The sequence below is a fragment of the Acetobacterium sp. genome, from assembly GCF_036508315.1.
In the GTDB taxonomy this organism is placed as follows: domain Bacteria; phylum Bacillota; class Clostridia; order Eubacteriales; family Eubacteriaceae; genus Acetobacterium.
In genome coordinates, this window is sequence record NZ_DATCHP010000078.1 from 15,977 (window position 1) to 28,703 (window position 12,727).

Consider the following 12,727-nt stretch of genomic DNA (forward strand, 5'->3'; position numbering starts at 1 on the left):
TTGGAGGAGCCCATGACATTTATTAATCGCTTCAGCCGCTTTCTTTTCACCCAGGGAAAAAAGAACCATATCATTAACTTATCTGCTCAAATGTCTTATCAGGCACTCTTGGCTTTTATCCCTTTTATGATGCTTGTTTATAACTTTCTCAACTGGATTTCCACCGAAATGAACGGAAAATTTATGGCCACGCTTTCAAATTTCTTGCCGGCTTCAGTCCTGGATTATTTTCACACTGCCGCTGAAAATACTATAAATACACCAATTTCGACCGGCAGCAATCTGCTTATTGGTTTCTTTATTCTTTTTGTGTCAATTTCTGCCATGTTCTCCCTGATCACTTCATTAAATCGCATTTTCGGACAAGCAGAAACCAGAAGCATACCTGGGCTCATCGTTCAAGCCATCCTTTATTTGTTATTGTTTCTTGTGATGATTCTTTTCACAATTATTTTCTATGCTTTGGGTGAAAATACTCTTTATCACATTTTTAACCTATTGAATCTTTCTCAAATTTTTACCGTATTCCTAACAGCTTTCGGTATTTTATACGTTGGTGTTATCACCACCCTGATTTTCACCCTTATCTATATGTTTGCACCTAAAAATCACCTGAGTTTTTTTGAAGCACTCCCTGGAGGACTCTTTGTGAGCATCGGTTGGATGTCGCTCCTTTTTATTTATAATATCATCGCCAAACCATTCCTTAACCTCACCACCTTTTTCAATAATATTCAGGGCCCTTTTTTCCTCTGCATTTTTATTTATACAATTTGCTTTACTCTGACCCTGGGTGGTGTCATCAATCTATATGCCCTGGATAAAAAAGCATCACAAAGAAAGGTGAATGAAAAATGATCAAGAGATTGCTTAATACAAAAATTGCAAAGCTCGGCTTTTTATTAATGGAAGATTTCGAAAAAACAGATTTCCAGGGGATCTGTTCACAAATGGCTTTTTATCTCCTGATGGCCTTTTTTCCTTTGCTCATCTTTCTCGTTTCTTTTGTGGGACAATTTGTAAACGAGTTTGCGACCTACCTTGACCAAATTTTATTGGCTTTTTTGCCTGACCTTTCCTATGCGTATGTATCCAATCTTTTAGCATCGCTGACAAGCCAAATTTCAGATTCCAATTATTTTTTAATTCTAATCAGCTTTTTCTTTGCCACCCTGGCGGTAAGAGCAATCATGACCGGTTTGAACCAAACTTATGAAAGCACAGACACAAGAAGTCATCTTAAAATTTGGATACTGTCTTTTTTATTCACCCTTCTGTTTGCTTTGGCCATTGTTCTGATTGCTGTTGCTTACGTGTTCAGCCTTGACATAGGTAAATTCATTTTTCAAATTTTTGGCATTTCCTCGGATAATTACCCATCCTGGCAGCTTTTTGCTCTTGCCGTTTCCTGGCTTCTTTCCACCCTATTCTTTAACCTGGTATATATTATGGCACCGGCAAAGCCTCTGAAATTTTCAGAGGGGCTTCCCGGGGCTATTTTTACTACCCTGGGGCTTAATGTTGCCCTTAGAATATTCACCTGGATCATTAACAACTCCGACAAATACAGCGTCCTTTATGGCAATCTCGGTGGCCTCTTCGCTTTGTTGGTTGGACTTTACTTTATTTGTGTGATTCTCAATCTTGGCGGAAAAATCAATCTGTACTGGTCCATCTATAAAAGGAACTAAACTTTACTGAAAAGCAGCCCCAATGTTACGCTTTACCCTCAATTGTTAAAAAGATTTTACTTAGAAAAGAAAGATAAGCTTTCATTATCTTTTGGTTATGATAAAATGTTAATTAAGAAATGCTAAGGCTTTCATGCCTTTTCATATAAAGCTACTTGAAAGGACTGATGCATAATGAACGAAATATTCACTGAATCAGGATTCCCTGATAATCGAAAATATCAAAGCTATCATTATTTTGGTGCACATATTGGACATGAAGGGGTTATTTTTCGTGTTTGGGCCCCTAACGCCCAAGGGATTTCAGTAGTAGGCGATTTCAATAATTGGGAAGTCGATAAGAATTCCATGAACTCAATCCCTGGATCAAATGGTGTATGGGAACTTTTTATCCCAGGGCTTACCCAGGGCATGCTTTACAAATATGCGATTCGGCAATATACTGGCGAACTTGCTTATAAAGCCGATCCCTATGGTTTTTATTGCGAAGTCAAACCCAAAACCGCCTCAATTATCTGGGAACTGTCCGGCTATCCATGGCAGGACGAAGCCTGGCAAAAAAAACGCAACGCCGTTAACTGGCTGGAAATGCCTGTCAATATTTATGAAGCCCATTTAGGCAGCTGGAAACGCAATGAAAATGGTGAATACCTCACCTATCATGAACTGGCTGACCAGTTGGTTCCCTACCTGGTAGAAATGCATTATACCCATGTCGAGCTCCTGCCCATTATGGAACATCCTTTTGATGGTTCCTGGGGTTATCAGCTTACCGGATACTATGCTGCCACCAGCCGTTATGGTGATCCTCAAGGTTTAATGCACTTCATTGATACCTGTCACAAGGCAGGGATTGGTGTCATTCTCGATTGGGTTCCCGGTCACTTCTGCAAAGATGCCCACGGCCTTTTTCAGTTTGATGGTACACATCAGTACGAATACAGCGAACATCTCCAATGGGGCACTATGGAATTTGACTATGGAAAACCTGAGGTTTCGGATTTTCTTGTTTCCAATGCTTATTTCTGGTTCGACCTCTACCACTGTGATGGACTTCGCATTGACGGTGTTGCCAGTATGATTGAGTTAAACCATGGACAGGAAGGTGAACCGCACCGTAATATTCATGGCGGAACCGATCGTCTTGAAGCTCTGGCCTTCCTAAGGGAATTAAATACCATTATCTTCAGGGATTATCCCTTTGCCATTATGTCCGCTGAGGACTCCACCGCTTACCCCATGGTTACCTGGCCTGTGGACAAAGGCGGTTTAGGCTTTAACCTGAAATGGGATATGGGCTGGATGCATGATACCCTGGATTATATGGAAACGGATCCCTATTTTAGAAATAGATTCCACAATTTACTCACTTTTTCCATGGCTTATGCCTTTAACGAAAATTTCATCCTTCCTCTTTCACACGACGAGGTCGTGCACTGCAAAAAAACCATTCTCGACAAAATGTTCGGGGATTACGATATGAAATTCAACCAATTTCGTCTCCTTTTTGGCTATATGATGGCTCATCCTGGGAAAAAGCTCAGCTTTATGGGTAATGAGTTTGCCCCGTTTGTAGAGTGGCGTGTAGACGAATCTCTGGAATGGTTTATGCTCGAGCATGAAAAGCATGCACAAATTCATCACTATATCAAAGCTCTAAATAAATTTTATCTCCGTGAAAAAGCTCTGTGGTCAAGAGACCATAGCTGGAGCGGTTTCAAGTGGATGGAAGCTGACAACGCTGAGCAAAGCATTCTTATTTTTAAGCGGATGGGCAGCAGCGAAAAGGACGACCTGGTGATTATCCTCAACTTCACACCTCTTAGCTACACTGATTATAAGGTTGGGGTTCCCAGTGATGGCAACTACCGCCTGGCTTTTAATTCTGATGAGATTCCCTATGGCGGCAGTGGTTTTAAAATGAAAAAAACCTTGAAAAGCCATGCCATTCCTCTCCATGGAGAAGACCATTCAGTTTCTATTAACATTGCGCCATCATCGCTGCTCGTCTTAAAATGCATTGTTCCAAGAAAAACATCAGACGTAAAATCAACTCCTGCCAGGACATCAAAAACTAAAAGATAAACACAACATGACATACTTTGAAAGGATTAACTATGAACTCTTCAGAAAAACAAAAATTAAAAGAAGTTTTTAAAGCCGCCTATATTAATAAAATTGAGGAGGTCTCCGGAGATTGTCTTGAAGAAAGTTCAGTTCAGAAACAATATCAGGCCCTGGCAGAAGTGCTGATGGATGATATTACTACTCGCTGGGCTAAAAGCAATACCTGCTATAATAAACACAAGGACAAACAGGTCTACTTTTTTTCCATTGAGTTTCTGATTGGAAGACTTCTGAAGACTTATATTAACAATCTGGACATTGAAGAGTTGGTCACTGAAAGCTTAGATGAGTTGGGACTGGACTATGATGCCATTCAAAATATGGAATCCGATCCAGGCTTAGGCAATGGGGGTTTAGGTCGACTTATGGCTTGTTATCTGGATTCATCAGCAGCCCTTGGAGTACCTGCCCACGGTAATGGCATACGCTATAAATATGGGCTCTTTGAGCAAGGCATCATCAATGGCGAGCAAGTGGAAGTTGCTGATAACTGGCTGAAAGATGGCTATCCATTCGAAATTCGAAAGCCGGAAAAATCCGTTATTGTTAAATATCGTGGGGAGATTCATTCCGAAAAGATCAATGGCAACTTAACCTTTGTTCATGAAAACTATGAACCCATTATGGCTGTTCCCTATGACGTTCCAATCATGGGCTACCATAACGAAACCGTTAATTCCCTAAGACTTTGGGGTGCCGAACCTCTGGAAGATTTTGACCTTCCCAGCTTTAATCAAGGTCAATTTTTAGATGCTGTTCGTCACAAATCCGAGGCTGAATCTATCAGTCAGATTCTTTATCCCAATGACAATGCCTTTGACGGCAAGCTCCTGCGACTGAAGCAAGAGTATTTCTTTGTATGTGCCGGTTTGAAACGCATTGTAAGGCGCTACAAAAAATTTAATCATAACTCCATGGATGGGTTTAGTGATAAAATCTGTATTCATATTAATGATACTCACCCGGCCCTGTGTGCCCCTGAGCTGATGCGCATTCTCATAGATGAGGAAGGCCTTGGCTGGGAAGATGCCTGGAAAATGACAGTAGAAGCCATTAGCTTCACCAACCATACGGTTCTTCCTGAAGCACTGGAAAAATGGCCTGTGGAGATGATGAAAGATTTACTCCCACGAATCCATATGATCATCGAGGAAATCAATCATCGTTTCACTGATGAACTTTATGCCAAATACCCTAATAATATGCAACGCAATTACAATCTTTCCATTATAAAGGATGGTATGATTCACATGGCAAGCCTTGCCATTGTTGGCAGTCATTCAATCAATGGGGTTGCTGCCCTGCACAGTAAAATCCTTCGGGAAGAAACTTTTAAGGATTATTACGAAGTTTTTCCTGAACGCTTCCATTCTGTTACCAATGGTGTTTCCCCACGACGTTTTCTTATGAAAAGCAACCCTGACCTGAAGGATCTTATCAATGAATCCATTGGCCATGCCTGGGAAACCGACCTTTTTCAACTAAAACGCCTATTAACTTATGAGGACGATCCGGTGTTTCTCGATCGATTAAATGCGGTTAAACTTGCCAATAAGGTGCGCCTTGGTGCACATATTCAAAGACATATCGGTATTAACATCGATCCAAACTCAATTTTTGATATTCAGGTCAAGCGTATTCATGAGTACAAACGCCAACTTCTGGATGCCCTTTATATCTTATATTTGTACAACCGCCTTAAAGAAAATCCCAATCTGGAAATTGCACCGCGAACCTTTATTTTTGCAGGAAAGGCCGCCCCTGGGTATTATTATGCCAAACAGGTTATTCGGCTCATTAACGCCATTGCCAAATTGGTTAATAATGATAAAACCATTCATGACAAAATTAAAGTGGTCTTTCTTGCAAACTTCAACGTTTCACTGGCTGAAATTATTTATCCTGCCGCCAATATTTCCGAGCAGATTTCCACTGCGGGAAAAGAAGCTTCGGGAACAGGGAATATGAAATTCATGATGAATGGGGCCCTTACCCTGGGAACCATGGATGGTGCCAACATCGAAATTTCCGAGGCTGTTGGTCCTGATAACATTGTCACCTTTGGCCTTTCATCTGACGAAGTTTCACAGTATCAAAAATTCGGTGGGTATCGTTCACTTGACGTTTATGAACAGGACCCTCGGATCCAACAAGTTATGCGCCAACTAGTCGATAGCACTCTGGGGACGGGCCTCAATTTTCAAACCATTTACGATTCACTATTGCTCCACAACGACACCTATTTTGTACTCAAAGACTTTAGTGCTTATGTGGATGCCCAAAAACGAGTTGATGAGCTTTACCGCAGCAAAAAAACTTGGACAAAAATATCCTTAAATAACATTGCCCATTCTGGAATGTTTTCAAGTGATCGTTCAATTAGAGACTATCAGCGTGAAATCTGGAAAATAATTTAAGGGGGGAAACAAATGAATACTCAATGCGTAGCGATGCTCTTGGCCGGTGGACAGGGAAGCCGTTTAGGCTCACTTACAATAAATAACGCCAAACCTGCTGTTTTATTTGGAGGAAAATACCGAATTATCGATTTTCCTCTGAGTAATTGTATGAATTCAGATATTGATGTGGTTGGAGTCCTCACCCAATATCGTCCCTATATTTTAAACAATTATATTGGTGATGGCTCTGCCTGGGCCCTGGATCAAGTTAGTGGCGGTGCCCATATCCTGCCACCTTATATGGGTGAAAAAGGAGGGCGATGGTACTCCGGTACTGCGGACGCTATTTTTCAGAATATAGACTTTATCGATCGTTTTGATCCTGAATATGTTCTGGTGCTTTCCGGGGATCATATTTATAAAATGGACTATTCCGAAATGCTTTCTTTCCATAAAGAAAAAGAAGCGGATCTTTCCATTGCCGTTATGGAGGTTCTGTGGGAAGAAGCCCATCGTTTTGGAATCGTTGCCACCAATGTTCTGGACCGCATTATCGAGTTTCAGGAAAAACCCAGTAAGCCTAAAAGCAACAAAGCATCAATGGGTATTTATATATTCTCCTGGAAAATATTGAAAAAAGCCCTCCTGGAAGATGCCGGCAACCGGGAATCCAAACATGATTTTGGAATGGATGTCATCCCAATGCTCTATGAGACAAATAAACGCATTTTTGCCTATCCTTTCTCAGGCTATTGGCGGGATGTAGGGACGATTAAAAGCTATTATGATGCCAACATGGATCTGCTTGACAGTAGCTGTGACTTTGATCTTACTGATCGAAGCTTTCGAATTTTTTCAAATAATGACAGCCGCCATCCTCAATTCATCGGACCCGAGGCCAAGGTAACAGATAGCCTTATCTGCGATGGTTGCATGATCTTCGGTCAGGTAGAGCATTCCATCATTTCTCATGATGTGGTCATTCATAAAAATACCATCCTAAAAAATGCCATTGTTCATACCGGTGCCATTATCGAAGATGGTGCCATTCTTGAAGACTGTATCATTGGGGCCAGAGCCAGAATTAAAGGGGATGCACGCATCATCCAGGCCAAATCCAACAAAACTCCTGAAATTCACGTCATAAATTCCTAGAAAGGGTAACCACAATGAAGAATGCAATTGGTATCATCTTAAATGTTGACGGCGAAGACACCACCTTAAAGGACTTTCTCTTACACCGCAGCCTGAGCACCCTTCCCTTTGGGGGACGTTATCGGCTCATTGACTTTACCTTATCCAATATGGTAAATTCCGGACTTTCCCATATTGGGGTTATCGGCTCACACAAATACAGTTCCCTGGTTGACCACCTTGGCACCGGAAAAGAATGGTCCCTAAGCCGGAAAACCCAGGATCTTTCTATTTTGGCCGGCTCCGGTAACAACCGCATTGGTAATCTTATTAAAATCAATCTCCGAAATTTGCAAAATAACCGGGCCTTCCTTAAATCAGATTCCTCGGAGCATGTCATTATTGCCACACCGAACCTTATTACCTCATATAATTTCAATGGTGCTTATAATATTCACATGAATAATAACAGCGATATCACCCTCATCTTTAAAAAAGACAATTCACATTATCATCTTTTAGAGGATGATATCTATTTGGATCTGAATAATGATCGTGTCTCTGGCATTCACTATAAAAAGTCCAAAACCACCAGTCATTTTTTTGCAGATATGCTGATTATAAAAAAATCCGTTCTCCTAACTCTTTTAGACCTTGGCGAACGAACCGGTGCTTGGGACTTAATGGACATGATCCAGGCCAATGTTGATTCCCTTCGAATATACGGTGCCCAGCACAGAGGGTTTATTAAACGGGTGAATAGCTTAGAAAGCTATATGAAAGCCAGCATGGATTTACTTGAATACAAGGTCATGCAGGAACTTTTCCTTGGAAAAGCAAGTATCCATACTAAAATTAAAGACAACCATCCCAGTCGCTTCTGTGACTCCGCCCAGGTATCCAACTCTATTGTTGGCAGTGGTTGCATGATTGATGGCATCGTATCTCACAGCATCCTCTTTCGGGATACTACAATGCATGGCACATCCTATATTCGAAACAGTATTATTATGCAAAAATGTGAAATCGGTAAAAATGTTTCCCTGAACTATGTTATCATGGATAAAGATACTAAAATCAGAGATAATACGAGTCTTACGGGCAAACCCCACGCCCCTATTGTTTTCAAGAAAGGATCGGTGGTATAACATGTTAAACGTTTTATTTGTTGCCTCAGAAGCATATCCCTTTGCTAAGACTGGAGGGATGGGTGATGTTATTGGAGCCCTTCCCAGGGCTTTTACAAAAGATGTGGATGCACGGGTCATCATGCCCTTATACAGCACTATTCCAAAAAAATTAAGAGAAACATTTAAATCTCTGGGTCATCTATACGTTCAAATGAATGACAAGTTTGATTATTGCGGCATATTTACCTGCGACTACGAAGGGGTCATCTTTTATTTTATTGACAATGAAGCGTTCTTTAATCGCCCCGCTCTCTATGGCTACTTTGATGATGGTGAACGCTTTATCTTTTTTTGTCGGGCAGTTCTGGATGCCATTCCCTACCTGGATTTCACTCCGGATATTCTTCATTGTCACGACTGGCAAACTGCAGCTGTTCCCTATTTACTCACCCATCAGTACCGCATGATATTTCCTGATATGAAAAGTGTATTTACCGTACATAACATGAAATATCAGGGAGTCTATGACTTTGACCATATTAACGGGTATCTCCATCTTGGGTTTTTACCCTCGGATTTAGAGTTTTATGGAAGGATTAATCTGCTAAAGGGTGCGTTATACAGCGCCGATCTTGTAACTACAGTAAGTCCGACTTATGCTGAAGAGCTTAAGGATCCCTATTTTGGTGAAGGCCTTGAAGGGGTTATCCGTGAAATCAGTGACCGCGAGGTGGGAATCATTAACGGTATTGATGAGTCCTGTTACGATCCGAGAACCGATTCTGCATTAACCATTCCCTTTGCCGACTCAGACAATAAAAAAGCTGAAAATAAGAAAGCTCTCCAGAAACACCTTAATCTTCCAATCAGAGAAGATGTTCCAATGATCTCAATGATCACCCGTCTTGTTGAACAAAAGGGTTTAGACCTTGTTGCCAATGTTATTCATGAAATTCTCCAAATGGATATACAACTGGTGATTCTGGGAACAGGAGATTCGGTTTATGAAGACTTGCTTCAAAGTGTTGCTTATAACTATCCTGACAAAATGTCTGCCATCATCGGCTTTGATGAGCCCCTGTCTCGAAGGATTTATGCCGCCAGTGACTTTTTCCTGATGCCTTCAAAATTTGAGCCCTGTGGCTTATCCCAAATGATTGCCATGCGTTATGGCGCCATTCCCATTGTCAGGGAAACCGGTGGCCTGAAAGATACGATAACATGTTTTGATTCTAAAACAAAACAAGGCAACGGTTTCTGCTTTGCTACCTATAACGCCCATGATATGCTTTTTACCATCCAGCAGGCGGTGTCTCTTTATACCGAAACGCCAGAGCTTTTTCAGGACCTTATAAAGAAGGCCTTTAATACACATTCTGACTGGACGCTTTCTGCCAATACCTATCTTGCCCAGTACCAGAAATTACTGGGAGAATAACGGTTATGAGCTTTCGACATGATTCATGGGATAAAAACTTTCGCACCCCTTTTGGAGCCTTGCCTTTGGGCAGCACCGTTACCTTAAGGGTTTTTGCGCCCAATACCTGTAACCTTCGCCTCAGAACCTATACCTCTGAAAAGGAGCAGTTGGAACCCATGGTAGCTTCAGAAGAGCCCGATTACTGGGAGCTCACCTTTTCACTTCCCAAAACCACCGGTATTCTATGGTATGATTTTAGCTTTGAATTAAAGGGAAAGGCCTATACCTATGGCACTCGAAACGACTATTTCGGAGGCGAAGGCCAGATTTATGAAGCTACCCCGCCATCTTACCAAATTACTGTTTATGACCCTAAACGAAAATCCCCGAAATGGTATACCCAGGGGATTATGTATCAAATATTTCCAGACCGGTTTAACCGGGGATCCGATTTTACGATTGAAAACTTCCATGATAATACCATCCTTCATCCTAACTGGAATGATTCTCCGCATTATTTTCGGGGAAACGCAGGCAATATTGAGTATTGGGATTTTTTTGGAGGGACCCTTACTGGAATTACCGAAAAACTGGACTATTTAAAAAGCCTGAACGTCTCTATTCTTTATATGAACCCCATTTTTAAATCAAAGAGTAATCATCGGTATGACACCGGAGATTACATGTCCATTGATCCCATTCTCGGAACCCAGGAATCTTTTGAGAGACTAGCCTCTGAATGTAAAAAAAGAGGTATTGCCGTTATATTGGATGGGGTTTTCAGCCATACCGGCGATGACAGCCTATACTTTAATCGTTATGACAACTTTCCCGGGTCCGGAGCCTATCAATCCAAAGACTCCCGTTATTATTCCTGGTACAACTTCATCGAATATCCCAGTAAATATTCCTCCTGGTGGGGCATCGAGACCATGCCAAATACCAATGAAATGTACCCTGATTTTCAGAATTATATTTTCAGAAATAAAGACAGTGTTATACGTCATTGGATGAAGGCCGGTGCATCAGGCTGGCGATTAGATGTTGCTGATGAGCTTCCAGGCCCATTTATTTCCGGCCTTAAAGCAGCAATGTTAACGGAAAATAATGACAGTATTCTCATTGGAGAAGTTTGGGAAGATGCATCCCGAAAAATCGCCTATAATGAACGAAGAACGTACTTTTCAGGCCACGAGCTGGATGCTGTGATGAATTACCCCTTTCGTGAGGCTTGTATTGACTTTCTCCTTGGTCAAAAAAGCGCCCAATATGTCAAACGAATCATGATGTCTCTTTATGAGCATTATCCTAAAGAACAGTTTATGGGAAATATGAACCTCATCGGCAGCCATGATCGACGTCGAATTCTTACTGTTCTCGGCGAGGCCGACGAATATTTAAGAGATTCTGAACGCGAGCATTTTAAGCTTACTGAAAATCAATATACCCTGGCAAAAAAGCGACTTAAGCTTCTCAGCCTAATCCAAATGACATTTCCAGGGGTTCCCTGCATTTACTATGGTGATGAGGTTGGGGTTCAAGGTTTTGAAGATCCTTATAACCGCCGAACCTATCCCTGGGGAAATGAAGACCTTGACCTTCTTGAATGGTATCGTAAGATTACTGCTATTCGAGCTAAAAATTCAGCACTTCAAAAAGGATCCTGGCAGCCCTATGACGCCAGTGATGATCTTTTCGTCTATGAACGCATTGATGGTGACAACACCTGTCTCTGTCTCTTTAATCGCAATTCAAAGGCTATCCACCTTTACGAAGATCCCAGATATATTAGCTGCGTGGGGATTGATCTATTAACTGATGCAACGGTCTCACTGGACATCATCGTTATTGAACCTCTTTCCTATGCAATTATTGCCGTGAAAACAAAAAAAGAACTGTCAGCGTGACGGTTCTTTTTTTATGTTAACACGCTTTTAACTAACGTTTGTTTTACTCACTCATGCGGCACTCAGTCTCCGCTACGCTGCGCCTTCGTCGCGTCAGTCGCCAGATAATGGCTCCTGACTAAAAAAATAAAGAAGATATAAAAACCCGAATCTTTACACTGCGTTTGTCTAAATGATCCGTAGAATTACTGCCGTTAAATGAAACCGTGCAACTCCGTTTCCGCTACGCTGCGCCTCCGTTTGGGGCTTCGCCCCATAAAAAAAAGATATATAAACATTGATATTAAGTGAACTTATATCAATAGTCTTTTAAACTGATGTTAGTTTGAAAAATAAAGACGTGCAACTCAGTCTCCGCTGTCGCTGCGCCTTCGTCACGGGCTTCGCCCTATAAAAAAACAGATATATAATGATTGATTTTTAAGTGAACTTAAAATCAGTCATTATATATCTGTTTTTTTGCACGTCTTCATTAAATATGAAAGTCCCGCAACGTCCTATCCTCCCAGGCAGTTACCCACCAAGTACTTTCGGCGCTGGAAGACTTTACTGCTGTGTTCGGTATGGGAACAGGTGTGGCCCTTCCGCCATCGTCGCGAGACTAAATAAAACTATTAAATTATAATTGCTGTAACCATGAAACAAATAATAATGATCTTAACCAACTCTCTGATTGCTTCAGCGGCCATTTTTCTGTCAGTGTCCGCATCGGAACGAACAGGTTTCCTGTACGAGCCGCAGCGAACACGACTGAAAATGGGGGCTGAAGCAACACGTGCGTCTGCGATCATTCAAAACAACATAGTGTATAAACTTGGATCAAGACCTCGGTCGATTAGTACTGGTCAGCTCCATATGTTACCATACTTCCACATCCAGCCTATCTACCTGGTCGTCTACCAGGGACCTTAACCTTGCG

General features: G+C 41.6%; 8 protein-coding genes and 2 rRNA genes. 8 read left to right on the forward strand and 2 right to left on the reverse strand.

Features of this window, described 5'->3' with window-relative positions:
• Positions 1–12 precede the first annotated feature (12 nt).
• From VIK44_RS09885 to VIK44_RS09920, 8 genes are all read left to right on the forward strand, one after another.
• Complete coding sequence (locus VIK44_RS09885; RefSeq protein WP_331553738.1) at positions 13–858, forward strand: YihY/virulence factor BrkB family protein; 846 nt, start codon at positions 13–15, stop codon at positions 856–858.
• Positions 855–1,691 carry a YihY/virulence factor BrkB family protein gene (locus VIK44_RS09890; RefSeq protein ID WP_331553739.1) on the forward strand — a complete coding sequence of 279 codons (837 nt, stop codon included), beginning with the start codon at positions 855–857 and terminating at the stop codon, positions 1,689–1,691. The genes VIK44_RS09885 and VIK44_RS09890 overlap by 4 nt, the downstream gene beginning before the upstream one ends.
• Positions 1,692–1,865: 174 nt before the next feature.
• Positions 1,866–3,776, forward strand: coding sequence for a 1,4-alpha-glucan branching protein GlgB (glgB, locus tag VIK44_RS09895; RefSeq protein WP_331553740.1), 1,911 nt, complete (start codon positions 1,866–1,868; stop codon positions 3,774–3,776).
• A 32-nt stretch (positions 3,777–3,808) separates the two neighbouring features.
• Complete coding sequence (locus VIK44_RS09900; RefSeq protein WP_331553741.1) at positions 3,809–6,235, forward strand: glycogen/starch/alpha-glucan phosphorylase; 2,427 nt, start codon at positions 3,809–3,811, stop codon at positions 6,233–6,235.
• A gap of 12 nt (positions 6,236–6,247) precedes the next feature.
• The gene (locus VIK44_RS09905; RefSeq protein ID WP_331553742.1) at positions 6,248–7,372 is read left to right on the forward strand and encodes a glucose-1-phosphate adenylyltransferase; all 1,125 of its coding nucleotides are present in this window, start codon (positions 6,248–6,250) and stop codon (positions 7,370–7,372) included.
• 14 nt (positions 7,373–7,386) lie between these two features.
• Positions 7,387–8,499: a glucose-1-phosphate adenylyltransferase subunit GlgD gene (gene glgD / locus VIK44_RS09910; RefSeq protein ID WP_331553743.1), complete on the forward strand. Its 1,113-nt coding sequence runs from the start codon at positions 7,387–7,389 to the stop codon at positions 8,497–8,499.
• 1 nt (position 8,500) lies between these two features.
• A complete protein-coding gene (gene glgA / locus VIK44_RS09915) occupies positions 8,501–9,919 on the forward strand; it encodes a glycogen synthase GlgA (protein ID WP_331553744.1) in 1,419 nt (472 codons plus the stop codon).
• A gap of 5 nt (positions 9,920–9,924) precedes the next feature.
• Complete coding sequence (locus VIK44_RS09920; protein WP_331553745.1) at positions 9,925–11,808, forward strand: glycoside hydrolase family 13 protein; 1,884 nt, start codon at positions 9,925–9,927, stop codon at positions 11,806–11,808.
• A gap of 484 nt (positions 11,809–12,292) precedes the next feature.
• Here the strand turns inward: VIK44_RS09920 and rrf are convergent.
• Together rrf and VIK44_RS09930 are read right to left on the reverse strand one after the other, a co-directional pair.
• Positions 12,293–12,409, reverse strand: a 5S ribosomal RNA gene (gene rrf / locus VIK44_RS09925).
• Between the two features lie 214 nt (positions 12,410–12,623).
• A 23S ribosomal RNA gene (locus tag VIK44_RS09930) occupies positions 12,624–12,727 on the reverse strand; the annotation flags it as partial.